Genomic DNA, 25,215 nt, shown 5'->3' on the forward strand with positions numbered 1-25,215 from the left:
TTTCATTACTCGCTTTTAACCTTAAGTTTTTATATTAAAAATACATACCTTTATATTGGAACGCACCTATGCGCTATCAAAATACTTACGTCACATTAGATACTCGCCTTTATCATGAACAGCAGCCGACACCGCTTGATAATCCGCGCGCTGGTCACTTTAACACCGAAGTTGCCAAGCAATTAGGCTGGCTCGATGACGATGAGCTGATGGCGCGTTGGGTTGAAATATTAGGGGGTCAATACGTGCCAGCTGAGTTTCGACCGCTGTCCATGGCCTATGCTGGTCACCAGTTCGGACAGTGGGCCGGACAATTGGGCGATGGGCGCGGTTTACTCATGGCGCAAGTGCTCGATAATAATGATAAATTACAAGATTTACATTTAAAGGGCATTGGTCTGACCCCTTACTCACGCATGGGCGATGGGCGCGCGGTATTACGCAGTACCATTCGCGAGTATTTATGCGGTCATGCGCTGACCCAGCTTGGCATTCCTTCGTCCAATGCCTTAGGCTTTGTGGTGTCTGATACGCGTGTCCGCCGTGAGCGTATGGAAGCGGGCGCGGCATTGATGCGCGTCGCTGACAGTCATATTCGCCTCGGTCATGTTGAGTGGATTGCAAGCTTTGCGCCCGACTTACTTGGCGAGTTTACCGACTATATGATTGATACATACTATCCAGAATGCCGTGATAGTGAAGCGCCTGTCTTAGCATTTTTACAAGCGGTGGTTGAGCGAACCGCACGTATGATTGCCGATTGGCAATTGATTGGCTTTGCCCATGGGGTGATGAATACTGATAACTTATCGATTACGGGCAGTACCTTAGACTTTGGTCCGTTTGGTTTTATGGAGCGCTTTAACCCTGCGTGGATTAACAATCACTCCGACCATACTGGTCGTTATGCCTATCAAAACCAACCTGCTATCGGTCATTGGAACTTAAATATTTGGCTCCCGCACTTTATGCGCTTAAATGGTGTAACACGCGATACCTTGGCTGATTGCCTAGCGCCGTATGAAGCGACCTTTATGCAGCATTACCAGCAAGGACTCTGCCGTAAGCTTGGGCTGCCTCACACTAAAGAAAGTTTGACCCTTGCTTTTGAGTGGTTAACCTTGTTAGAGAATAATTTGCTCGACTATAGCAACAGTTTCCGCGCGCTATTGGGTTTGGTCGCGCCAAATGAATATCCGTATGAGCAAGAATTGCTGGCAAAAATGACTGCTGAGTTTAATAATGAGGCACAGCACGTTTGGCAACAATGGTCAACAAGGTATTTAGCAGCGCTAGAGCCGTTATCTAGCGAAGCCTCTATTGAACAAATGCATAGCAATAATCCGGTTTATGTACTACGTAATAGTGTGGCACAGCGGGCGATTACGGTGGCGGAACAAGGCCAATTTGAAGAGTTAAATCGAGTCTTTGACTTACTTGCCAATCCTTACAACGTCCAAGACATCGCCACTGAGCTCGATACCATGCCGCCCGCGCCACATGCGCCGCAAATGCCAATCAGCTGTTCTTCGTAAGAGAATACGGACAAGCTGCTATTCTGTAATGTTTTGAAACATTAGGCAATTATGGTTGATATCGAGGGGCGTTTTTTGCCATTATCAAACAGCGAAATAACGAATATCATTTTATTATATTATTCACCTAATTGAGATGACTTGACTAGGCAGTGAAATACCAATAGTGCTAGAATAACGCTTCCTGTGAGATTGCTGTTTTTACGCTGATGTCTAGTCGCCGAGCACGACCTTTTTAGTATAAATGTGCCTTAATTATCATAGTCATGATAATGAAGCATAGACATTGGTTTTTATCACCATTTACTTTATTCCAATTATTCCAACCATGGCAATTATTATGAATGACGATATCACTTTGAATACGGACACCCCTACTACAGAAAAAGAGCAGTTTGAACAATCTGCCTTACACTACCATGAGTTTCCGCGCCCCGGTAAAATCTCAGTTACGCCTATCAAGCAACTGGCCAACCAACGTGATTTGGCACTTGCTTACTCTCCAGGGGTTGCGATACCTTGTCTTGAGATTCAAAGAGATCCAGCGTTAGCGGCTAAATATACTGCTCGTAGCAACTTGGTTGGCGTGATAACCAACGGTACTGCGGTGCTTGGTTTAGGGAATATTGGTCCATTGGCCTCTAAACCTGTCATGGAAGGTAAAGGGGTTTTATTCAAAAAATTTGCTGGTATTGACGTTTTTGATATTGAAATTGCCCAAAATGATCCAGATAAGTTCATCGAAGCCGTCGCCTCGCTTGAGCCTACTTTTGGTGGTATTAACCTTGAAGACATCAAAGCCCCAGAATGTTTCAAAATCGAGCGTGAATTGCGTGAGCGCATGAACATTCCGGTATTCCACGATGACCAGCACGGTACCTCAATCATTGTTGCCGCAGCGATGCTAAACGCTTTACTTATCACTGGTAAAAAAATCGAAGAAATCAAAGTGGTTTGCTCTGGCGCAGGTGCGGCAGCCATCTCTTGCTTGGATATCATTTGTGCACTTGGCGTAGATAGAAACAATATCTTTGTATCAGACTCGCGCGGTATCATCACCACCAGCCGTGAAAACCTTGATGAAACCAAGCAGCGTTATGCGCGCAATACCACCGCCACTACCATCGAAGAAGTGATGGATGATGTCGATATGTTCTTAGGCCTATCTATGCCTGGCACATTGACCGAAAACATGGTGCGCCGTATGGCAAAAGACCCAATCGTCTTTGCCCTTGCCAACCCAACGCCTGAAATCATGCCAGAAGTGGCGCACGCCGTACGTCCAGACGTTATCATGGCAACCGGTCGCTCAGATTATCCAAACCAAGTAAACAACGCGCTATGCTTCCCTTATATCTTCCGCGGTGCACTTGATGTTGGGGCGACAGCGGTTAATGAAGAGATGAAAATCGCTTGCGTAAAAGCCATCGCGGCTATGGCGCATGTTGAAGCGACACCAATGAATAACGTGAAAAACGTTGAGAGTACGCCAAGCTTTGGCCGTGATTACCTTATCCCAGGCCCTCTTGAGCCAAACCTAATCATCGAAATCGCCTCTGCGGTTGCCAAAGCGGCGATGGATTCTGGCGTAGCAACCCTGCCTATCTCTGATATGAAAGCCTATCGTCAACGCTTGTCTGAGTTTGTTTATAACTCAGCGTTCGTGATGAAGCCTATCTTTGCCCGCGCGAAAGCCGATCCTAAACGCATTGTTTACTGTGAAGGCGAAGACCGCAACGTACTGCTTGCCGTACAAGTGGTCGTTGATGAGCAATTGGCGCATCCAATCTTGGTTGGTCGCCCTGCCATCATTGAAAAGAACATTAAAAGATTGGCGCTGCGTCTAAAAGATGGCGAAAACATCACCATTATTAATCAAGACGATGATCCACGCTATAAAGACTACTGGCAAGGCTACTACGAGAAAAATAAACGTAATGGTGTCAGTATTGAGCTTGCGCGCCGTGATGTCCGCCGTAAGACTTCTTTAATCGGTGCCCTACTGGTTGAAAACGGTGATGCTGATGGCATGATTTGTGGTACTTTTAGCTACTATCATCTGCATTTAAAATACGTCAGCCGAGTCATCGGTAAAAAAGCAGGCGTCAGCGATTTTTATGCGATGAACGCGGTATTGATGCAAGATCGCAATATTTTTATTGCCGACACTTACATCCATGAAGACCCAACGGCTGAGCAATTGGCTGAAATGACGGTACTGGCAGCTGATCAGTTACGTCGCTTTAGCATCACGCCACGTGTGGCGTTGGTTTCGCATTCAAACTTCGGTACATCAGACCGTGCCAGCGCGGTAAAAATGCGCAAAGTACATCAGCTGCTGACAGAAATGAATGTCGACTTTGACTTCGATGGTGAAATGCAAGGTGATGCGGCCCTTGATGAGCATATCCGTGCCAATGACTTGCCATCAAGCAACCTAAAAGGCTCAGCAAACTTGCTTATCTTGCCAACGCTTGATGCCGCAAACATTGCTTTCAACCTACTAAAAACAGCGACCAGCAGTGCCTCTATTGGACCTATTTTGCTAGGCGCGAGCAAACCTGTGCATATCCTAACCCCATCAGCGACAGCGCGTCGTGTGGTGAATATGACAGCGCTTGCAGTTACTGAAGCTCAAGATTTAATCAATGAGCAGAAGTAGTTGTTTATATAGCGTATAAACGCATTACGAAGACGGTCTTCTGTTAGTTATTTATAGAAACCGTCTGCTATACTAAAACCAGTCAATACTCATATCAGTGTTGACTGGTTTTTTTTGGCAACCTGTTTTATTAAATACTGGATAAATACAAAGAGACTATTATGCAAGTGTATCTCGTCGGCGGCGCTGTCCGTGACCAATTATTAGGTCTTCCTAACAAAGACAAAGACTTTGTCGTCGTTGGCGCGACGGTCGCAGATATGCTGGATGCAGGATTTCAGCAAGTGGGCGCAGACTTTCCAGTATTTTTGCATCCTATTAGTCATGAAGAGTATGCGCTGGCGCGTACAGAACGCAAACAAGGGCGGGGCTATCAAGGCTTTAGCGTACATGCCAGCCCTGATGTGACGTTACGTGAAGACTTAAAACGTCGCGACTTGACCGTCAACGCTATGGCAATAGAAGTTAAAAGCCTTATGGATGATACGCCGATAAGTGGCGACGTTGTCGATTACTATGGCGGTTTGAACGACATTCATAGCAAAACCTTGCGTCATGTATCAAGCGCGTTTAGTGAAGACCCATTACGGGTACTGCGCACCGCCCGTTTTTATGGCCGCTATTATGATTTGGGCTTTAGTATTGCCGATGAAACCTTGCTATTGATGCGTGAGTTGGTGCGCTCAGGCGAGCTTGCGCATCTAAGTAGTGAGCGCATTTGGCAAGAATCGAGCCGTGCTATGATGCAAGTATCGCCGCAGGTTTATTGGCAGCAGCTGTTTGAGATTGGGGCTTTAACGGAGTATTTTGCTCCGCTACAGCAAGTTTGGAGCCATGCTCAATACGGTCAAATACGAGAGATTGTACAAACCGCATTGTATTTCGCCGGTCAAATGCAATTAAACTTATCTCAGCGCTGGGCGTTATTAATGGCCAGTCTCAACACAGATTTATTTGCTCTGAAACCTACAGAAACTCTTTCGGTTAATATAGAGGCAGCGGCTAAAGCTATTAATGAGATCGGAAACAGCGCCAAAGTGCCAAAAGCACAGACTCAATTTGCCACTTTATTTGTGCAGCAAGCGAAAAATCTTAGCCGCATAGACCAGCTGAGCGCCGCCGAGAAAATCGATCTTATTCAAGCTTGTAGCGCTCATAAAGCGCCCGATAAACTGTCGCAGCTCTTGGTCACCAGTCATGTCTTAAAACTGGCCATACAGCACCGCCAAATGATGCTCGCCTTAAATAGCTTTCATGCAATCAGCATGGATAATATTGACCAGAATCTAAAAGGCCCAGCGATAGGCGAAGCATTACGCCAACGTAGAATTGAGCATTTACAAACATAACCTGTCTTGTAAACAAGCACTTTCAACCAGCAATTTAAATAACAAAAATACCTTTAATATGAACCATGAATTTAGTTTAAGCCAATCAAAATATTCTAATACCTCAGCGCCCGTAATGGTAGTCACCGGTGGCGCTAAGCGTATTGGTGCGGCTATTGTCCGTGCCGCCCATGAGCAAGGCTACCGTGTCATTATTCATTGTCATCATAGTGAGCAAGAAGCCAATGACCTAGCCGATACGCTGAATCACAGTCGTCCTGATAGCGCGGTCGTCGTCCTTGCAGATTTGACGGTTGTTAATAATAGCGAGATGCTACAGCAATTTACTCAAAATATTATGCAAGCATTTGGGCAACTCGATGTCCTAGTGCATAACGCCTCTCGCTTTTATCCAAGTCCACTTGGTGATATAGATCTAGAGCAATGGGATGATTTATTTTTAACCAACGCCAAAGCGCCCTTATTATTAAGCCAAGCGTTATATCCTTATCTACGGACACAGCAAGGCTGTATCATTAGCCTACTCGATATCCATGCGCATAATAAACCTTTTAAAGAGTATGCCGTCTACAATATGGCAAAGGCGGCGCATCGCATGATGGTACAGTCTTTTGCGCTTGATATGGCGCCAGAGGTACGTGTCAATGGCATCGCTCCTGGCGTAAACATCCTACCAGAAGCAGATAGCGACCAAGCACTTGACCCGCAGCAGCAAAAAAGCATCATCAACTCCATTCCTATGCAGCGGATAGGCAAACCTGAGGAAATTGCCCATAGTGTGCTTTATTTGGCGCACGCCCGTTATGTGACGGGTGAAATAATTACTGTCGATGGTGGTCGCAGCCTGACATTGGCTGGCGGTGGTGTTTGACCAGGAAAAAAGTGGCTTTTTGAATAATATCTGCCTGACAGGCCATCTTTTACTTGAAAATTTAAAAAAATCGGGTATCATTGTGCGTCTAACGTTAGGGCCCATAGCTCAGTTGGTTAGAGCAGAGGACTCATAATCCTTTGGTCGTAGGTTCAAGTCCTACTGGGCCCACCACATATTGAATCAGGCTTGTTCGCAGCGATGCGGCAGGCCTTTTTTTATAGAGTTTTTTAGGACTTTCAGAAGATATAGAAATAGGGCGGACTATATAGAAATGGTTGATTTTGCTAATATTGCCGATATCATCTCTAAATACATTACCGAAGAGGCTTAATGCTCCTACGTCTGAACAGTACCCCATACTGATGAACATATGAGGCTTATTATGGGTTTGAACCATAAGCTTAAGCTACCTAGGAAATCAAAAAGCCCTCTACGCTATTTTATATAGCGTAGAGGGCTTTAACGGTTTTAATGAATGAATAATTGATAACTATAAAAAGACGCCGCTGCGCCTGCTGAACTAATTGCTTTTTTATGCTAAACCAAATCAGCCGCAACCGACCAACTGTATTTAGCAAATTTCAGTTAGCGTTCAAGCAAGGACATGCCCTAGCCTAGAACCAGCTATCTACTATTTATTTATCGTTTACCTATAAACACCTTCTAAAAACTAGAAAGAAGTACGACGATAATTGCGATATTCAGGCAACCAAAAATTCGCTTCCAGTCGGCGCTGTAGGTTCTCTGCTGTGATAGGTAATGCCAGCTTATCTTGGACCGCTTGCAGTGCCACTTCATAGGCTATTTTTTTACTGATCTCTTTAATAACTTTAATTGGCGGTAGTATGGCGCCGGGCGCTTTTTCGTACTCCATTGATATATCTGCAAGCGCTTGGCTTGCCGCCATTAACATATTGTCGCTGATACCTCTCGCCCGTGCTGCGAGAACACCAAGACCGATACCAGGAAATATATAGCTATTATTACATTGAGAAACCTCAAAAGACTGACCGTTAAAAGTGGTATGTGCAAAAGGACTACCCGTTGCGATAATGGCGCGACCACGGCTCCAGTTCATCACTTCTTGCGGTGTGGCTTCCACACGAGAGGTCGGGTTTGAAAGCGGTAGTACAATTGGGTGTTCAGTATTAGCACATAAGGACTCGATCACCTCTTGAGTAAACAAACCTTTTTGTCCACTCACGCCGAATAATACCGTTATTTTTGCTTGTTTCACCACTTGCGCTAAACCGAGTTTTTGACTCTTATCCCAATGTTCAATTGCTGATTGTTTTTGCACCAGTGGCTCTTGGAATTTTTGTAGCTCTGTCATGCTATCGATGAGCAAACCGTAACGGTCAACCATAAATACTTGGCTGCGCGCTTGCTCTTCGGTTAAGCCTTCGCGCTGCATTTGGCGAATGATATGCTCAGCAATACCGCAGCCCGCAGAACCTGCCCCTAAGAAAGCTATTTTTTGCTGACTGAGTTTTTGGCCTTTATTGAGGCACGCGGCAATCAAAGCGCCGACCGAAACCGCAGCCGTCCCTTGAATATCATCATTGAAACAGCATAACTGGTCACGATAACGATTTAATAACGGCGTAGCGTTTCCTTGAGCAAAATCTTCAAATTGTAATAAAACCTCTGGCCAACGACGCTTAACGGCTTGAATAAATAAATCGACAAATTCATTGTATTCCTCGCCAGAAATGCGTGGATTTCTCCAACCCATATACATAGGATCGTCAAGTAGCTGTTGGTTATTGGTACCGACATCTAACAAAATAGGCAGACAGTAAGCGGGACTGATGCCACCGCAAGCTGTGTACAACGCCAATTTACCAATAGGAATGCCCATACCACCAATACCTTGGTCGCCAAGGCCCAATATACGTTCACCGTCAGTGACAACGATCACTTTGACATTTTGTTTGGTGGCGTTTTGCAGCATATCGTCGATTTTATGACGCTCAGGGTAGGAGATAAATAAGCCCCGTTTCCGGCGATAAATTTGCGAGAACTTTTCACAAGCTTGACCAACCGTTGGCGTGTAGATGAGCGGCATGACTTCCTCAATATGCTGCTCAACCAGATGATGAAACAAGGTCTCATTGGTATCTTGTATATTACGCAAATAAATGTGCTTATCCATCGTATTGGTAAATGAACGCAGTTGGTGATAAGCCCGCAGAGACTGCTCTTCAATCGTCTCAATGTTGTGTGGTAATAGCCCTGTTAAATTAAAGCTATCGCGTTCTTCTGATGAAAAAGCACTACCTTTATTCAATAAAGAGGTTTCTAATAGCGCGGGGCCAGCAATAGGAATATATAAGGGACGCTTGTTTGACATAATAAAATCTTCTTATTAAGGACGTATGAGTGAAAACGATGCTAGGGCTGCATTATACCTAGCATCCGCTCATGTTTAACAATAGATAACAAATCATTTTGAGTCAGTACGGCTTTAAACTTGATTGCTTATACATTTGCCTAGAAATACTGCCGTTTTCTCTAAAATTGCATGCAATAAGTCGATTACCGCGCCAATAGTGATAAGTTCATAAAGGGGTTAACGCAAAAGAGGAATGTTTTTTCAGTCGCTTAAGAATGCCGTAGATGCTAAAAATATAATGGCTAAGAGATTAAGTGGCTAAATGATTAAGCTATTAACTGATTCACTAACAATGCTGTTACTTCAGCTTCATTACCTTACTGCCAACCCAGTGTCGCCCCATACTCATCTTGATGGGCAAATAAAGGATGTGCTCTTGCCTCCTCTAAACTCAATACTGGCGTGACGCACACATCGGTAGATGCAAAAACCTGCTGCCAATGGCTTAAAGGCTGATTGGCAAAGGTATCAGCAACCATTTGTGCTGCCTCTTGGCTGCTCTTGGTATTGGGCATAATCCCACGCTGCCAATGCACATCTTTAATTTCAGCCAATTTTAATATTTCACACAGCCCTTGCCAGAATTTTAGCTCTAGTGAACCCACCGCCATATGGCGATCATCGGAAGTTCTATACAACCGATAACAAGGTAATAAACCGCCTAAGAAATCCTGTTGCGGCTCTGGGTTTTTGCCAGAAAAGCTGGCAACCAGTTTTCCAGTCGCTTTTGGCATGACTAGATGCTGATACAAGCTGTGCGTCATACTGACCGCAACGTGGCGACCTTTCCCCGTACGCTGGGCTGCAAATACAGCCGCTAATAGAGCAATCACCGCCGTGTCACTGCCGCCTGCTAAGTCTGCAAACTGAACATTGGGCATTGCCTGCTCGCCATCTGCCGTCTTGAGCTGGTCAAGCACCCCGCTCATCGCCATAAAATTGATATCATGACCGGCTTTATGCGCCCAATCATGAGTGATGCCATCGCTATTAGCCATGCCATAGCCCGTAATCGATACCATGACCAGCTTTGGATTAATGGCATGCAAGGTTTTGGCATCAAGCCCCATGCCTTCTAATACCTCAGGGCGAAAGCTATCGAGCATCACGTCGCTATCCTTGATTTGCGCTTTGATAGTCTCAATACCTTGCGAGTCACGAAAGTCAACTTTTAAAGTGGTTTTGCCATGATTAAGGGCGGTAAACAAATCCCCAAAAGCGCGAGCCGGATCGCCATTGAGTGGTTCAATCTTAATAATATCCGCGCCTAAGTCCGCAAGCAATCTGGTCGCAAATGGCCCAGGCAGGTTGCGCGTCAAATCAACGACACGCAGCCCTTGTAAGCAGTCTCTCATAGCATCCGCTTGATTAACCATCGATTCAGTCATCTGAGAAAACCTCGCCTTTTGCCGCCATTTCTACTAATAGCTGCGCAGGCTCAAAACGTGCGCCATATTTCTGTGCCAGCTCACGACTACGCGCGACAAATTTATCGACGCCTACTGAGTTGATAAACTGTAGCGTCCCCCCTTGGTTTGGCGCAAAACCCCAACCAAAGATTGAACCGATGTTGGCATCGGCCACCGTACGCACCACGTTTTCCTCGAAACACTTCGCGGTCTCATTGGCTTGCACATAAAGTAGACGGTCTACCAAGTCTTGCTGCGAGGGCTGCTCATCTGTCGTTTGATATAATTCAGTGAGATCAGACCATAGATGTTTTTCACCATTCTCTGGATAATCATAAAAACCTTTAGACACCTTTTTACCTTCGCGGCCAAATTCTTTGACCATTTTTTCTACTACTGACATCGCAGGATGCGGCGTAAAGGCTTTACCTTCTGCCTCCATTGCCTTTTTAGTCTGCTGCATCACGTGTAATGACAGGCTGAGTGACACCTCATCTTGCAGTGCGAGCGGCGGCATCGGCATACCAGACTTCATACCAGCCACTTCTATACTGCGTGGGTGAACACCCTCAGCTAACATGGCAATGCCTTCTGACACATAAGTGCCAAAAACACGCGATGTATAAAATCCGCGGCTGTCATTGACAACGATGGGCGTCTTGCCAATTTGACCAACATAATCAAAACCTTTGGCTAGCGTGGCATCGTCGGTTTTTTCACCAACGATAATCTCAACGAGTGGCATCTTATCAACCGGTGAGAAGAAATGCAGACCGATAAACTGGTTCGGGCGTTTGCTGGCTTTAGCAAGCTCAGTGATTGGCAAGGTTGAGGTGTTAGAAGCATAAACGGCAGTCTCTGGAATAACGGCTTCAGATTGTCGCGTACATTCCGCTTTAATATCAATGTCTTCAAAAACAGCTTCAATGATTAAATCACAGCCTTCTAAATCATCATAAGACGTGGTGGTCTTGATAAGGTCTAATAATGCTTGTTTTTTGTCCTCTGTTGAACGCCCTCGGCTGATGGCTTTGTCTAGCAGCTTAGTAGAGTAGCTTTTGCCTTTTTCGGCACCTTCAATCGCCGTATCGAGCAATACCACTTCCATACCCGCTTTAGCTGAAACGTAAGCGATACCAGCGCCCATCATGCCAGCGCCTAAAATACCGACTTTGCTGACTTTATATTTTTCAAACCCTTGCGGGCGTGATTGTCCTTTTTTAATGCTATTGAGCTGCGTCCAAAGGCTATTAATCATGTTTTTGGATACGTCTGATAACACGCAGGCGACAAAAAAACGCGACTCGATTTTAAGGCCGTTGTCGATATCGGTTAAGCAGCCTTCAAACACGCTAGATAAAATATGGGTAATCGCAGGATAGTTGCCGTGGGATTTTTGATTGGCCATCGCTGGGGCCATAGAAAATACTTGCACCATTTTTGGATGATTGCTATCACCGCCTGGGATTTTAAAGCCTTTTTTGTCCCATGGTTGCTGCGCTTTTGGATTGTCATTAATCCATGCTTTCGCCTTACTGATAAGCTCGTCATCGTCATGAGCCACGTCATCGATAAAGCCAATTTCTAGCGCTTGCTGTGGACGCAGCTCTTTACCTTGGGTCATCAGCTCAAGGGCTTTTTGAATACCAATCAAACGCGGTAGACGCTGTGTCCCGCCGCCGCCGGGTAACAAGCCAAGCTTAACTTCTGGCAAACCCAGCTTGGTTGTAGACGAGGTTTTTGGTGAATCGATAGCAATACGATAATGACAGGCTAAGGCAAGCTCAAGACCGCCCCCAAGCGCCGTACCCGTAATAGCAGCAACGACTGGCTTACCTGAAGTTTCAAGTTTACGCAGGCTAGTTTTTAAATCTTCAACCAGATCAAAGGCTTGCTCGGCCGTTTCAATAGTAGCCAATTGGTCAATATCTGCGCCAACCACAAAGGTTGATTTACCAGACGTTAGAATTAGGCCTTTTGCGTCCTGGTCATTGATAAAAGCATCCGTTATTGTAGCAAAGGCTTCATTAAAGCCCTCTCCAATGACATTCATCTTACGCTCGGTTTGGTCGATAGTGACGGTGATAATTCCATTATCAGATTGGGCAGAAAAATTCTTTAATGCATTGATGGCATCTACGCTATTGGTGCTCATTTTAAATCCTTGTTAATCATCCATAATCATTTTTATAATCGTTTTTGCTAAATGTTTTTATACACGCTCAATGATAGTTGCAATCCCCATACCGCCGCCGACGCATAGCGTAACCATGGCGGTTTTTAAATCGCAGCGCTCAAGCTCATCAAGCACCGTCGTCATTAGCATCGCACCTGTTGCGCCGAGTGGGTGACCCATCGCAATCGCGCCGCCATTGACATTGACTTTATCTAATGAAATACCAAAGTCGCTAGCGGTATTCATCGGAACAGCAGCAAAGGCTTCGTTTATCTCCCATAGGTCGATATCAGACGCTTGCATACCTGCTTTATCTAGCGCTTTTTTACAAGCTGGTGTCGGACCTGTCAGCATAATAGAAGGCTCTGAGCCAATGACCGCTGCCATAGTAATCTTCGCTCGCGGCTTGAGGCCAGCTTTGCCACCAGCGGCCGCACTACCGATAAGACAGATAGCAGCACCATCAACGATACCTGATGAGTTGCCAGCATGATGCACGTGGTTTACTTTTTCAATCGTGGTGTATTTATCCAAAATAACGCTATCAAAACCCATCTGACCGGGCATAGCAAAAGACGGATTGAGCTTTGCTAAAGTAGTAACATCAGTATTTGGACGAATGGTTTCGTCTTTGTCTAATAGTAATAAACCATTAATATCCTTAACAGGCACCACTGATTTATCAAAATAGCCTTTTTCCCAAGCGGCGGCGGCTCTTCTATGTGATTCAGTGGCAAACTCATCAACATCGCTGCGACTAAAGCCCTTTAGGGTCGCGATAGTATCAGCGCCAACCCCTTGTGGGACAAAACCAGTAGCATCATTAACGCGTGGATCCATATACCAAGCACCGCCATCTGAGCCCATCGGTACGCGGCTCATAGACTCAACGCCGCCTGCGACTACCATCTCTTCCATACCGGACATGACTTTGGCAGCAGCAAGGTTGATAGATTCAAGGCCTGAGGCGCAGTAGCGTGACAACGTCACCCCTGCTACACGTTGATCCCAGCCTGCATCGAGAGCAGCGATACGAGCGATATCTGAGCCTTGCTCACCGACTGGCGTCACACAACCCAGCACGATATCGTCGACGAGGCTGGTATCTAAGTGATGACGCTGCTGCATCTCTTTAAGTAGCGTACGTGTCAACCAAATCGGCGATGCTTGATGCAAAGCGCCATCCTTTTTTCCTTTACCACGTGGAGTGCGGATCGCATCATAGATATAAGCGGTCTGGGTCATAATAAATCCCTTTAATTTTTAAGTAGCTAGTTTTAAATAAGGAAGTGTTGAGAAGCGCGCATTCTGCTCACTCATAAGCGATTACATAAAGCGCGAGGCCAGCTCTTTCATGATTTCATTAGTGCCGCCGTAGATTTTTTGTACGCGAGCATCGGCATACATACGAGCGATTGGGTACTCTGACATATAACCGTAACCACCAAATAACTGTAAGCATTCATCCATCGTTTTACACTGTTTTTCTGTCACCCAGTACTTGATTAAGGATGCTTGCGCGGCGTCAAGCTTACCCTGTATTTGCGCCTCAACTGCTGAATCACATAAGGCTTTTACCGCTAAATAATCCGCTTGTACCTCAGCGAGCTTAAAGCGCGTGTTTTGGAATTGCCAAATTGGCTTGCCAAAGGCTTCACGCTCTTTGACATATTCAAGCGTCAGCTCTAATGCCAGTTTCATCGCGCCGCAGCCACTTAAAGCAATAATCAGGCGCTCTTGCGGCAGCTCTTGCATCATGTGTATAAAGCCGAGCCCCTCGACACCGCCTAGTACGTTTTTTTGTGGCACACGCACATTACTAAAGAAAAGCTCTGAAGTATCTTGTCCAGCAAGACCCGTCTTTTTCAGGTTACGGCCACGTGTAAAGCCTTCTAAATCGTCGGTCTCAACAAGAATAAGCGAGACGCCTTGTGCGCCCTTATCGCGGTCTGTCTTACAAGCCAATAGCACGATATTGGCATGCTGACCATTGGTAATAAAGGTTTTTGAACCATTAATGATATAGTCATCACCCTCTTTTATCGCATAAGTTTTGATGGCCTGCAGATCAGAGCCCGTCGTCGGCTCAGTCATCGCAATAGCGCCAATATATTCACCCGTCGCCATCTTAGGCAACAATGATTTTTTTTGCTCTTCAGTTCCAAGCTTATAGATATATGGGGCCACGATACCTGAGTGCACCATACCGCCATAACTGGCTCGGTTCGCCTGCGCCTGCGCCAAAAGAATCGCGGCTTCATGACCAAAATCACCGCCGCCGCCGCCGTACGCTTCTGGTATTGACGCACATAAAAAGCCCATCTCGCCGGCCTCTTCCCAAGCCGCGCGGTCAATCATACCGTTTTCTCGCCACTGCTCGTCTTTGTCCTCCCAGCTTTGAAACATTTTTAGCGCACTGTCATATACCATTTCGTGTTCTTCAGTCATCCATTTTGCTGGAAATGCTTTGATACTCATACGGGTCATCCTTGACGTAAATTAACAGACATAAATTAAAAAATAATGAAATTGATACGATTAAAACTAACGTTTATTAGAATAATAGCCAATATACGGTAATCATAATTACCATATATGTTAACTCTCTAAAGCCATATATTTAACAACTCGCAAAAACATACTAAATTAACCAAAAGCTTTGTTCAATAAACTTGTATAAAATCGTGATTGGTAGATTTGACCACTTACCCTAAGACTGTTCCTTATATTTCATAAAAAAAGGCTTGTTCGCAGCGATACGACAAGCCTCTTTTTATGGTATTTTCAAGGTTTTCAGAATGTATAAGACTGTGGCGGACCTTATACTTAGATATCGTTGAGATATGCTGCATCAAGCGCATAACGGAATCTGGTAAACGAATAATCATATATCAGCTCTTTATAGTCAGTCTTCTAGTTCAGAAAAATCGTATTCACGACGATTATAATAAGGGCTACCACAAACGAGCCGTGCTACTTCCGCCGGGCCTGTTTCGGGTTTGTAATGGAATTCTGGCATAAAACTATCCTATTATGAGTTCATATTAAGATTATTAATGAGCAATTGATCTTCTTAAATTTTTTCAGGCTTATAATCAAACCCTTCTTCATCATAAATCTGATAAGTCACCTCCAACAATGTTTTTAATAGCTCTGATTTGTCAAAATGCCTCACACTCATAACAATAGGCGAGGTTAAAAGCCCGTCCTCGAAAGGAATATAAGTCACTTCCTGACTCCGCAGATGCTCAAGCGTTTTTGGTACAATAGTCAAGCCCTCACCTGCTGCTACCAATCCTAAAGCAATATGCAGCTCACGTACTTCAGTAAAATAGTTTGCTTTTAGATTGCGTGACTCAAAGAGCTCTAAGACAAAATCAATAAAGCTAGGACGAGGTGCCATTGGATATAACAATAAATTTTCATTGGTTAAATCCATTAAACGAATGCTCTTTTGTTGCTCTTTTGCCAATCGATGCTTGTTAGGAACCGCAACCACTAAACGCTCCTGTCTTAGTAATAATCGCCTAATAGAAGCGTCTTCAAATAAAAGCCTCCCAAAACCGACATCTATTTTGCCTTCTACTAAGCTTTGCTTTTGCTGCCAAGAGTTCAATTCATATAATTTAATCTCTATATTTGGATACACCTCTCTGAAGCGCGCAATCACTTTTGGCAATATGCCATATAATATCGACGACACAAAACCTATCGATAATGTGTTGTCAAAGCTGCCTTTACGAAAGGTCATCGCCCGCAGATCATCTGATTTTTTTATTATCTGCAGCGCATGATCATAAAAAAAGTCGCCAGCTTCTGTAAGCTTTAAAGGACGATTGTCCCTATCAATGAGCGTGACGCCGATCTCTTCTTCCAACTGTTTTATCTGACGGCTCAGTGGGGGCTGTGAAATAAACAAACGCTCTGCTGCCTTATTAAAACTTTTTTCCTCTGCCACCGCTACAAAGTAGCGTAAATGTCTCAATTCCATTGAATGTTATTCCTTGAGTGATCTATAAGCTTATCGATACCTAAAGAACATAACATGGTGCGGGTTGGTTATCAAAATACCTAAAAGGTATTAATAATAGACTAAATAGGTCTTAGACATGTCGTTATACAGCAACTATAGTTCTTATTAAGCATAAGGAAGCAGCATTAACTTAATAGGGACTGTTATGATTCGTTCAATTAATACTTTATTGGTACCAATACCTACTATAAGGGCTCATAAGCTCGCTTGTACCGTTATGAACGAACAAGTTTTGGTGTTGGTGCACATTCAAACAGAAGATGGCTACGAAGGTTGGGGCGAAGCGACCACCATTGGTGGCCTAAGCTACGCTGAAGAAAGCCCTCATAGCATCAAAACCAATATCGACACCTACTTTACCCCTCTTTTATTAAAAGAGCAGCCGACTAGTCCAGCAAAAGCCATGCAGCTGCTAAGTCTTCATATCAATGGCAACCGCTTTGCAAAGTGTGCGATTGAAACTGCCCTACTCGACATTGAAGGTAAACGCCTAAACCTACCAGTAAGTGAGCTGATTGGTGGTCGTGTTCGTGACCGTATCGAAGTGGCTTGGACGCTTGCCAGCGGCAATACAGCGACCGATATCGCCGAAGCTAAGCGCATGATTGAGCAAAAGCGCCATCGCATTTTTAAATTAAAAATCGGTAGCAATCCGATTACTGATGATGTGGCCCACGTATTAGCCATAAAAGCAGCCTTGCCTAATTGCCGCATTACCGTTGATGTCAATCAGGCTTGGACAGAACTTGAGGCAATGCAAGGTATTAGCCTATTACAAGCTGGAGGCATTGATTTAATAGAACAACCTATATCAATGCGTAATAAAGCCGCTCTAAAACGCTTAACCGAACATTTTGATGTGGCCATTATGGCGGATGAAATTGTCCAAGATCCTCAGAATGCCTTTCATTTAGCAGCAGATCATTATGCTGATGTCTTTGCGGTAAAAATTAATCAAGCAGGCGGATTGAGAGCAGCTTGTCTTATTGGACAAATGGCACATCTAGCAGGTATCGAGCTGTATGGCGGCACTATGCTTGAAGGGCCTATCGGTACGGTGGCCTCAGCTCATGTATTCTCAACCTATCCCAGTCTAAATTTTGACACCGAACTGTTTGGTCCGTTGTTATTAACCGACGATGTTTTAGTACAGCCTCTTGATTATCAAAATTTTGGGTTAAATGTACCTACGGGCGCAGGTCTTGGTATCGAAGTAGATAGCGATAAAGTCTATCACTACGCCAAACAAGCAATCAATAATTCACTTAAATCATCGAAGCCGCAATTTGCCACTAATGCTCAAACTGAAATGCTGTAACAGCTAAAAAAATTACCCGTCATCAAATATAAGGAAATAATTATGTTATACCACGTCAGAATGGATGTCTTAATCCCAACAGATATGGACGCCGACAAGGTCAACGAGCTTAAAGCCACCGAAAAAGCGCTGTCACAAAAGCTCCAAGACCAAGGTAAATGGCGTCACATTTGGCGCATAGCCGGTCAGTACTCTAACTTCAGCATCTTTGATGTTGAGAGTAATGAAGAACTACACGACATTATGATGTCGCTTCCGCTGTACCCGTATATGAATGTTGAAGTAACCCCATTGTTACGTCATCCATCATCTGTTCGTAGTGATGACAGCTAAAGCAAGCCAGTACAGCTGATATCAGAATCTATAAAAACTGAGTAAGAATACTCAATGTAGTTACCTTTTAATAAAACAGTCCTCAACAAGGAGAGAGACATGGAACGCAGCCAAATTGAAGCATTAGCCACGCAGTTCATCAAAGGCAAAATTGACTTCCCAGAGCAAGTCAATCCACGCGTACAAGAGATTGTATTACGTATCGTAACCGACCTTATGCAAACCATTAATGACTTAAAAATCACTGCCGACGAATACTGGTCTGGGGTTGAGTTTATTGGCGATTTGGGCAAAGAAGCTGGTTTATTATCACCAGGCTTGGGTTTCGATCACTTCATGGATTTAATGATTGAAGAGGATTTAAAAGCAGCCGGTCTTGACGGTGGTACTGTACGTACGATCGAGGGGCCACTCTATGTCGCTGGTGCGCCAGAAGCAAAAGGCTTTGCGCGTCTAGACGATGGTACAGACCTTGATAATGGTACCGTGCTGTTTATGCAAGGCACTGTTTATGATAACGATGGCAAGCCACTACCAAATGCTAAAGTTGAAGTCTGGCATGCCAACAGCTTAGGCAACTACTCTTTCTTTGATGAGTCACAGTCAGAATTTAACCTACGTCGCAGCATCATCACCGACGAAAACGGCAATTATGCCTTCCGCAGTATTGTACCGCTAGGTTACTCAGTGCCACCAGACGGCATGACGCAAAAAGTATTGGGCGCGCTGGGTCGTCATGGTCATCGCCCAGCTCATGTTCATTTTTTCGCCAGTGCCGACGGGCATCGTAAATTGACCACGCAGATTAACATCGATGGCGATGAGTACCTATGGGATGACTTTGCTTTTGCCAGCCGCGAAGGTTTGGTACCAGAGGTAACGATGGTCGAAGATGCGGACAAGCTAAAAGAAAAAGCGCTTGATAAGCCTTACGCAAGTATCGACTTTGACTTTCATTTAGTAAAAGACATTGACCAAGCTATACAAGGCAGCGAAGTAGAACGCCGCCGTGCTCAAGGTTAATGAGCACTCATATTAAATAGCATTCATTAATAACTATTAGCGACTTACGTTTGATATGTCCTCAGTTGTCGTATCAAACGTTAGCTTCTAATCTCATTTTATACCGTCATTATACAAGGAAGGCAGCCATGAGCCAGCGTATCAATCTAGTACCTGAAGGATCAGACATCAGTATTGATGATTTTTTAGAAGAGAACAGTGAAAAAGGGATTTATCGCCTGCATCGTAGCGCCTTCACTAACGAAGAGTTGTTCGAGCTTGAGATGAAGTACATCTTTGAAAACAATTGGGTGTATTTGGCTCATGAGTCTCAAGTTCCTGATAACAACGACTACTACACCTCATACATTGGTCGTCAGCCTGTTATTCTTGCCCGCAATAAAGAAGGCGAGCTGCATTGCATGATTAACTCATGCTCACATCGTGGTGCACAGCTCTGCCGACATAAAAAAGGCAATAAAGCCACTTACACTTGCCCATTCCACGGTTGGACTTTTAACAACACAGGCAAGCTGCTTAAAGTAAAAGACCCACGCGGCGCAGGTTATCCTGAGATATTCAACAAAGACGGTTCACACGACCTAAAACAAGTGAAGATAGCCAATTATAAAGGCTTTATCTTTGCCAGCTTAAATGATGATGTTCAGCCAATCGAAGACTGGCTTGGCGGCTCTACCAAAATTCTTGACATGATTGTCAATCAGTCGCCAGAAGGCCTAGAAGTTCTACGCGGCACCTCAACCTATACCTTTGATGGTAACTGGAAACTGCAAGCTGAAAACGGTGCTGACGGCTATCACGTTTCAGCCGTGCATTGGAACTACGCTGCGACAACTGCTCGCCGTAAAGAAACTGAAGCTGTCAAAGAAGACAATATCAAAGCCATGAACGCTGGCAAATGGGGTCGACAAGGCGGTGGGTTTTATTCTTTTGAAAACGGTCACATGCTGTTATGGACACAATGGGAAAACCCACAAGACCGTCCAAACTATGCTTATCGCGATGAGTATGTCGCCAGCTACGGTGAAGCCATGGCGGACTGGATGATTGGGCGCTCACGTAATTTATGCCTATATCCAAACGTCTACATCATGGATCAGTTCAGCTCACAAATTCGCATGCTACGCCCTATCGCGGTTGACAAAACTGAAGTCAGTATCTGGTGTATCGCACCAAAAGGCGAAAGCGACGAGGCACGTGCACGCCGTATCCGTCAGTATGAAGATTTCTTTAACGTTACTGGTATGGCAACCCCTGATGACTTAGAAGAGTTCCGCTCATGCCAAGAAGGTTATAACGGTATCAAGCTTGAATGGAATGATATGTGCCGAGGCTCCGAGCACTGGATTCAAGGTGCAGATGAAGGCGCTGCCGCTATTGACCTCAAACCTTTAATGAGTGGTGTTAAGACTGAAGATGAAGGACTATATACCGTCCAACATCGCTACTGGCATGAAGAGATGAAAAAAGCTCTAGAGCAAGAGCAGCAGCTACACGGTGCTAATAGCGACTAATACATTTTTTATTATTACTCTGCTATTTATTGTAGAACTGACAAAAAATAAGGATATCAATCATGAAAAATGCAACGGTTAACATTGAAGACATTAGACAGTTTCTATACCGTGAAGCGCGTTTATTGGATGAGAAAAAATGGGAAGAATGGCTCACTTATTACGATGAAGACTGCCCTTTCTGGATGCCAAGTTGGGATGATGATGGTCAGCTCATCAGCGACCCACAACGAGAAATCTCGCTGATTTATTATCCGGATCGCCGTGGTCTTGAAGATCGTATCTTCCGCATCGAGACTGAGCGCTCATCAGCGACCATTCCTGATACGCGTACCACGCACAATTTATCGAATATTGAACTACTCGAAGACAATGACGGTATTGTGACGGTGCGTTTCAACTGGATCAACAAGTCCTTTCGCTATCACGAGACCAATACCTATTGGGGTTACTCTCAGTACAAAATAGACATGACTCAAGACCAACCAAAAATTTTGGATAAGTATGTGGTCTTAAAAGACGACTATGTGCATCAAATCATGGACGTCTATCACGTCTAATCATTATTCACTTATTATTTAGCCACTAGCTTTTAATTAATACGTGTTGAAAAGGGATATTTCTCATGGAATATAATATTGCTCTACAGTTCGAAGACGGCGTCACAGGCTTCATCAAATGTGAAGCCGACGAAACCGTCGCCGAAGCCGCTTATCGTCAAAAATTTAATATCCCTGTGGATTGCCTTGATGGTGCTTGCGGTACTTGCCGTTGCCATTGTGAATCTGGCAGCTACGACATGCACCCTGATATGTATATCGAAGATGCACTGACAGAAGCTGAAGCCGCTGAAGGTTATGTACTCACCTGCCAGATGATTCCAGAAAGCGACTGCGTGATCAAAGTACCAACCTCCTCTGAAGCCTGTAAAGTTGGTAAATCTACTTTTAAAGGTAAATTACAGCAACTCAATGTGTTGTCTGAATCTACCATTCATTTTGGTATTGATATTGACAACTCAGATGCCTTGGTGTTTCTTCCAGGTCAATACGTCAACATCAACATTCCTAACTCCAACGAAACGCGCTCTTACTCATTTAGCTCTGTACCCAATGCCAAGCAGGCTGAGTTCGTCGTTCGTAATATTCCTAACGGTAAGATGAGTACTTTTTTATCTGACATCGCTGAAATTGGCCAAGATATGGATTTCGAAGGCCCATTTGGTAGCTTTTATCTACGTCCTCTTGTTCGTCCGACATTATTCCTAGCAGGTGGTACCGGTATTGCGCCTTTTCTATCGATGCTAAAAAGTTTAGAAATATCTGGTGCTCACCATCCTGTCAGGATGGTTTACGGCGTCACCAACGACTTTGATCTTATAGAAGTTGAGAAACTAGAAGAAGTCAAACAAAACCACCCTTGGTTTGACTACCGCACCTGTGTCGCCACTGAAGACAGCCAGCATGAGCGTAAAGGCTATGTTACCGGTCATGTTGATAATGAGTGGCTGAACGATGGTGACGTCGATGTCTACTTGTGTGGTCCGTTAGGGATGGTGGATGCGGTGAGTAACTGGTTAGACAGCAGCAATCTAAAACCGAGTCATTTTTACTATGAAAAATTCACACCTAGTGAACAATAACGTAGCCTAGCTGTATTACTCTACTAGCAAAGCATGAGCAAGATTTTTAGGAGACTGTCATGAGTAAAAGATTTGATAATAAAGTATGTATCGTTACTGGTGCCGCCCAAGGCATCGGGCGCGGAGTCGCATTACGCTTAGCAAGTGAGGGCGGAAAAATCGTCATGGCAGACTTTTCTCCATTAGTAGAAGAGGTGCTGGCTGAAATTATCGCTGATGGTGGAGAGGCAATTACCATTCAAGCTGACCTTGAAACCCATCAAGGTGCTAAAGAGGCTATTGATAAGGCACTTGATAGCTATGGGCGCATCGATATATTGGTCAACAATGTCGGCGGCGCAATATGGATGAAACCTTTTACCAGCTTCTCTGAAGCAGAAATCCAAAAGGAAATCAGCCGCTCATTATTTCCAACATTATGGTGTTGTCATGCTGTTTTACCAACCATGGTCAAACAGCAGTCAGGCACTATTGTTAATGTGTCCTCTATCGCTACTCGCGGTATTAACCGCATACCCTATTCGACAGCGAAAGGCGGCGTGAACGCCATGACCGCATCGCTCGCTTTTGAGTATGCAAACGATGGTATACGCGTGAATGCTGTGGCAACTGGCGGTACTGAAGCGCCGCCCAGAAAGATTCCACGTAACGCCAAACCATTAACTGATGATGAAAAATCATGGATGAATGCGGTGGTTGATCAGACCATTGATCGCACCTTTATGAAACGCTACGGCACGATTGATGAGCAAGTCAATGCCATCTTGTTTTTAGCATCCGATGAGTCTTCTTATATTACTGGTAGTACCATTCCTGTGGGCGGTGGCGACGAAGGCTAATAATAAATCTGCCAATTAGTAGCATGCATCTTAATTTGCAATCCCGTAACGAATGCTAATTTGCAAGGAAGCAATATGGCCTCTGTAATCCAAACCTTAAAAAGCGACTGGTCGCTCTCCGCATCGGTTGCAGGGTTCTTAGCGGTTCTTATTTCTTATGCGGGGCCTTTAATTATTTTTTTTCAGGCCGCACAAGCCGCACAAGTATCAGATGCCATGATGGCGTCTTGGATTTGGGGTATCTCCATCGGTGCTGCCATTCCTGGTATATATTTATCCATTAAATATAAAACACCGGTTATTACAGCATGGTCTGCACCTGGTACCGCTCTACTGGTTACCCTATTTCCACAGATGAGTATTAATGAAGCCGTTGCTGGTTATATCATCTCGGCGATTGTCATATTTATTGTTGGAGCGACAGGTTACTTCGACAAAATATTAAAATGGATTCCTAACGGTATCGCCGCTGGCATGATGGCAGGGATTCTATTTCAATTCGGCTTAGAATTATTTAAAGCCACTGATAGCATGCCATTTATCGTCTTTAGCATGCTCGGTTGCTATTTATTAGCCAAACGCTTTTCGCCGCGCTATACGATGATCTGGGTATTGATATGCGGTGTTATCTTAAGCGTCTTACTTGGCAAAATGAACCCTGTCAATTTCGATTTAGCTATCACTATACCTACTTTTATTGCCCCTGAATGGTCGTGGAACTCAACGTTTAACCTCGCTATACCACTCATCCTTGTGAGCTTAACTGGTCAATTCTTACCCGGTATGGCTATTTTAAATCTTAGCGGTTACGACACGCCAGCCAAGCCTATTGTGAGTGTTACAAGCCTCGCCTCGTTAGCAGTTGCATGTGTTGGTGGTATCACTATCGTACTTGCCGCTATCACAGCCGCGCTTTGTACTGGCAAAGATGCGCATGAACTTAAGGAAAAGCGCTATATCGCAGGTGTCGCTAATGGCATCTTCTATTTATTTGGCGGTTTATTTGCTGGCAGTATCGTGATGGTATTTAGCTTGCTTCCAAAAGAGCTTGTCGCGGCACTGGCCGGCCTTGCATTAATCGGTGCCATTTCTGCCAATATCACCATTGCTATGAAAAATGATGAGCAAAGAGATGCAGCGTTAATTACCTTTTTGGCGACAGCATCGGGTATGAGCTTTTTGGGATTAAGCTCTGTGTTTTGGGGCATTCTTATTGGCATGATTGCTCACTATATTCTGACCAAAAAACGCCTACTACCAACATCATCTATCTCATTAACGACCTCTAATAATGAAGCCAATTAAGAGCAAGTCTCTTACGAAAAAAATTAAGTAGTGTCAGAGCAATGAGTCCAACCCATGTACCACTTATTAATTTTAAAGACACTACCTCATATGACTTTTTATAGGATATAAACATGATTAACAAAGCAGAGAAAAATATCACTGACGTACTGAGTCAAATCAAAGATGGCGCTACCATCATGATTGGTGGCTTTGGCACAGCGGGTCAACCCGCTGAACTCATTGATGGACTTATTAATTTAGGCGTAAAGGATTTGGTCATCATTAATAATAATGCCGGTAATGGCGACCATGGCCTTGCCAAGCTCTTAAAAACAGGTGCTGTGCGTAAAATCATTTGTTCTTTCCCGCGTCAATCGGATTCTTGGGTATTTGATGAGCTTTATCATGCTGGCAAGATTGAACTTGAGCTAGTACCACAAGGGAATTTGGCTTGCCGCATTCAAGCAGCTGGTATGGGACTCGGTGCGGTATATACGCCCACAGGCTTTGGTACTTTACTCGCAGAAGGCAAAGAGACTCGAGAAATCGATGGTAAAGACTATGTTCTTGAATATCCGATCAAGGCTGATTTTGCTTTAATTAAAGCTTCTAGAGGCGATCGCTGGGGCAATTTAGTCTACCGCAAGTCTGCGCGTAACTTTGGTCCTATCATGGCAATGGCGGCTGATATTACTATCGCCCAAGTCTCCGAAACGGTTGAGCTTGGCGCGCTTGATCCTGAGCACGTTATTACGCCGGGTATCTTTGTGCAGCATGTGGTGCAAATTCAGCCTGCTAGCACTGAAGCTGCTAGCGCTTAACTTTC

19 protein-coding genes and 1 tRNA gene are annotated in these 25,215 nt (G+C 44.5%); 14 read left to right on the top strand and 6 right to left on the bottom strand.

The window, feature by feature from the left end:
- Positions 1-68 precede the first annotated feature (68 nt).
- The 5 genes from FOR85_RS00970 (at position 69) to FOR85_RS00990 (ending at position 6,591) form a co-directional block, all read left to right on the top strand.
- Positions 69-1,535 (top strand): YdiU family protein, encoded by a 1,467-nt coding sequence (locus FOR85_RS00970; RefSeq protein ID WP_144296314.1) that lies wholly within the window; start codon positions 69-71, stop codon positions 1,533-1,535.
- A 340-nt stretch (positions 1,536-1,875) separates the two neighbouring features.
- Positions 1,876-4,197 (top strand): NADP-dependent malic enzyme, encoded by a 2,322-nt coding sequence (locus tag FOR85_RS00975; protein ID WP_190295459.1) that lies wholly within the window; start codon positions 1,876-1,878, stop codon positions 4,195-4,197.
- Between the two features lie 161 nt (positions 4,198-4,358).
- Positions 4,359-5,546, top strand: a complete 1,188-nt coding sequence (locus FOR85_RS00980) for a tRNA nucleotidyltransferase (protein ID WP_144296316.1) — start codon at positions 4,359-4,361, stop codon at positions 5,544-5,546.
- A gap of 58 nt (positions 5,547-5,604) precedes the next feature.
- Positions 5,605-6,417, top strand: a complete 813-nt coding sequence (locus FOR85_RS00985; protein ID WP_144296317.1) for a pteridine reductase — start codon at positions 5,605-5,607, stop codon at positions 6,415-6,417.
- A gap of 97 nt (positions 6,418-6,514) precedes the next feature.
- Positions 6,515-6,591 (top strand) — tRNA-Ile (locus FOR85_RS00990).
- A gap of 499 nt (positions 6,592-7,090) precedes the next feature.
- On the opposite strand, the gene FOR85_RS00995 is transcribed toward FOR85_RS00990, so the two are convergent.
- From FOR85_RS00995 to FOR85_RS01025, 6 genes are all read right to left on the bottom strand, one after another.
- A complete protein-coding gene (locus tag FOR85_RS00995) occupies positions 7,091-8,773 on the bottom strand; it encodes an NAD-dependent malic enzyme (protein WP_144296318.1) in 1,683 nt (560 codons plus the stop codon).
- A gap of 359 nt (positions 8,774-9,132) precedes the next feature.
- Positions 9,133-10,191, bottom strand: a complete 1,059-nt coding sequence (locus FOR85_RS01000) for a CaiB/BaiF CoA-transferase family protein (RefSeq protein ID WP_144296414.1) — start codon at positions 10,189-10,191, stop codon at positions 9,133-9,135.
- A 4-nt stretch (positions 10,192-10,195) separates the two neighbouring features.
- The gene (locus FOR85_RS01005) at positions 10,196-12,379 is read right to left on the bottom strand and encodes a 3-hydroxyacyl-CoA dehydrogenase NAD-binding domain-containing protein (protein WP_144296319.1); all 2,184 of its coding nucleotides are present in this window, start codon (positions 12,377-12,379) and stop codon (positions 10,196-10,198) included.
- A gap of 57 nt (positions 12,380-12,436) precedes the next feature.
- Positions 12,437-13,645, bottom strand: coding sequence for an acetyl-CoA C-acetyltransferase (locus FOR85_RS01010; protein WP_144296320.1), 1,209 nt, complete (start codon positions 13,643-13,645; stop codon positions 12,437-12,439).
- A gap of 81 nt (positions 13,646-13,726) precedes the next feature.
- Positions 13,727-14,878, bottom strand: coding sequence for an acyl-CoA dehydrogenase family protein (locus FOR85_RS01015; protein ID WP_144296321.1), 1,152 nt, complete (start codon positions 14,876-14,878; stop codon positions 13,727-13,729).
- Positions 14,879-15,473: 595 nt separating this feature from the next.
- Positions 15,474-16,391, bottom strand: a complete 918-nt coding sequence (locus FOR85_RS01025; protein WP_144296322.1) for a LysR family transcriptional regulator — start codon at positions 16,389-16,391, stop codon at positions 15,474-15,476.
- Between the two features lie 187 nt (positions 16,392-16,578).
- On the opposite strand from FOR85_RS01025, the gene FOR85_RS01030 reads away from it, so the two are divergent.
- The 9 genes from FOR85_RS01030 (at position 16,579) to FOR85_RS01070 (ending at position 25,210) form a co-directional block, all read left to right on the top strand.
- Positions 16,579-17,751, top strand: a complete 1,173-nt coding sequence (locus tag FOR85_RS01030) for a muconate/chloromuconate family cycloisomerase (RefSeq protein ID WP_144296323.1) — start codon at positions 16,579-16,581, stop codon at positions 17,749-17,751.
- A gap of 42 nt (positions 17,752-17,793) precedes the next feature.
- Positions 17,794-18,084 carry a muconolactone Delta-isomerase gene (catC, locus tag FOR85_RS01035; RefSeq protein ID WP_144296324.1) on the top strand — a complete coding sequence of 97 codons (291 nt, stop codon included), beginning with the start codon at positions 17,794-17,796 and terminating at the stop codon, positions 18,082-18,084.
- Between the two features lie 99 nt (positions 18,085-18,183).
- Complete coding sequence (catA, locus tag FOR85_RS01040) at positions 18,184-19,107, top strand: catechol 1,2-dioxygenase (protein WP_144296325.1); 924 nt, start codon at positions 18,184-18,186, stop codon at positions 19,105-19,107.
- A gap of 128 nt (positions 19,108-19,235) precedes the next feature.
- Complete coding sequence (gene benA / locus FOR85_RS01045) at positions 19,236-20,621, top strand: benzoate 1,2-dioxygenase large subunit (protein WP_144296326.1); 1,386 nt, start codon at positions 19,236-19,238, stop codon at positions 20,619-20,621.
- A gap of 62 nt (positions 20,622-20,683) precedes the next feature.
- The gene (gene benB, locus FOR85_RS01050) at positions 20,684-21,181 is read left to right on the top strand and encodes a benzoate 1,2-dioxygenase small subunit (protein WP_020443471.1); all 498 of its coding nucleotides are present in this window, start codon (positions 20,684-20,686) and stop codon (positions 21,179-21,181) included.
- A gap of 65 nt (positions 21,182-21,246) precedes the next feature.
- A complete protein-coding gene (benC, locus tag FOR85_RS01055) occupies positions 21,247-22,263 on the top strand; it encodes a benzoate 1,2-dioxygenase electron transfer component BenC (RefSeq protein WP_144296327.1) in 1,017 nt (338 codons plus the stop codon).
- A 59-nt stretch (positions 22,264-22,322) separates the two neighbouring features.
- Entirely contained in the window at positions 22,323-23,102 is a 780-nt protein-coding gene (locus tag FOR85_RS01060; protein ID WP_144296328.1) for a 1,6-dihydroxycyclohexa-2,4-diene-1-carboxylate dehydrogenase, read from the top strand.
- A gap of 75 nt (positions 23,103-23,177) precedes the next feature.
- The gene (benE, locus tag FOR85_RS01065; protein WP_144296329.1) at positions 23,178-24,407 is read left to right on the top strand and encodes a benzoate/H(+) symporter BenE; all 1,230 of its coding nucleotides are present in this window, start codon (positions 23,178-23,180) and stop codon (positions 24,405-24,407) included.
- Positions 24,408-24,520: 113 nt separating this feature from the next.
- Complete coding sequence (locus FOR85_RS01070; protein ID WP_144296330.1) at positions 24,521-25,210, top strand: 3-oxoacid CoA-transferase subunit A; 690 nt, start codon at positions 24,521-24,523, stop codon at positions 25,208-25,210.
- Positions 25,211-25,215: the final 5 nt, after the last annotated feature.

It is taken from the genome of Psychrobacter sp. YGAH215, from assembly GCF_007280595.1.
GTDB lineage: Bacteria > Pseudomonadota > Gammaproteobacteria > Pseudomonadales > Moraxellaceae > Psychrobacter > Psychrobacter faecalis.

Coding starts and splice junctions, on each gene's coding strand:
- FOR85_RS00995 (WP_144296318.1), bottom strand. CDS start 8,773: ATGTCAAACAAGCGTCCCTTATATATTCCTATTGCTGGCCCCGCGCTA.
- FOR85_RS01005 (WP_144296319.1), bottom strand. CDS start 12,379: ATGAGCACCAATAGCGTAGATGCCATCAATGCATTAAAGAATTTTTCT.
- catA (WP_144296325.1), top strand. CDS start 18,184: ATGGAACGCAGCCAAATTGAAGCATTAGCCACGCAGTTCATCAAAGGC.
- FOR85_RS00985 (WP_144296317.1), top strand. CDS start 5,605: ATGAACCATGAATTTAGTTTAAGCCAATCAAAATATTCTAATACCTCA.
- FOR85_RS01030 (WP_144296323.1), top strand. CDS start 16,579: ATGATTCGTTCAATTAATACTTTATTGGTACCAATACCTACTATAAGG.
- FOR85_RS01010 (WP_144296320.1), bottom strand. CDS start 13,645: ATGACCCAGACCGCTTATATCTATGATGCGATCCGCACTCCACGTGGT.
- benA (WP_144296326.1), top strand. CDS start 19,236: ATGAGCCAGCGTATCAATCTAGTACCTGAAGGATCAGACATCAGTATT.
- FOR85_RS00975 (WP_190295459.1), top strand. CDS start 1,876: ATGAATGACGATATCACTTTGAATACGGACACCCCTACTACAGAAAAA.
- FOR85_RS01060 (WP_144296328.1), top strand. CDS start 22,323: ATGAGTAAAAGATTTGATAATAAAGTATGTATCGTTACTGGTGCCGCC.
- benB (WP_020443471.1), top strand. CDS start 20,684: ATGAAAAATGCAACGGTTAACATTGAAGACATTAGACAGTTTCTATAC.
- FOR85_RS00970 (WP_144296314.1), top strand. CDS start 69: ATGCGCTATCAAAATACTTACGTCACATTAGATACTCGCCTTTATCAT.
- FOR85_RS01070 (WP_144296330.1), top strand. CDS start 24,521: ATGATTAACAAAGCAGAGAAAAATATCACTGACGTACTGAGTCAAATC.
- FOR85_RS01015 (WP_144296321.1), bottom strand. CDS start 14,878: ATGAGTATCAAAGCATTTCCAGCAAAATGGATGACTGAAGAACACGAA.
- catC (WP_144296324.1), top strand. CDS start 17,794: ATGTTATACCACGTCAGAATGGATGTCTTAATCCCAACAGATATGGAC.
- FOR85_RS01025 (WP_144296322.1), bottom strand. CDS start 16,391: ATGGAATTGAGACATTTACGCTACTTTGTAGCGGTGGCAGAGGAAAAA.
- benE (WP_144296329.1), top strand. CDS start 23,178: ATGGCCTCTGTAATCCAAACCTTAAAAAGCGACTGGTCGCTCTCCGCA.
- FOR85_RS00980 (WP_144296316.1), top strand. CDS start 4,359: ATGCAAGTGTATCTCGTCGGCGGCGCTGTCCGTGACCAATTATTAGGT.
- FOR85_RS01000 (WP_144296414.1), bottom strand. CDS start 10,191: ATGGTTAATCAAGCGGATGCTATGAGAGACTGCTTACAAGGGCTGCGT.
- benC (WP_144296327.1), top strand. CDS start 21,247: ATGGAATATAATATTGCTCTACAGTTCGAAGACGGCGTCACAGGCTTC.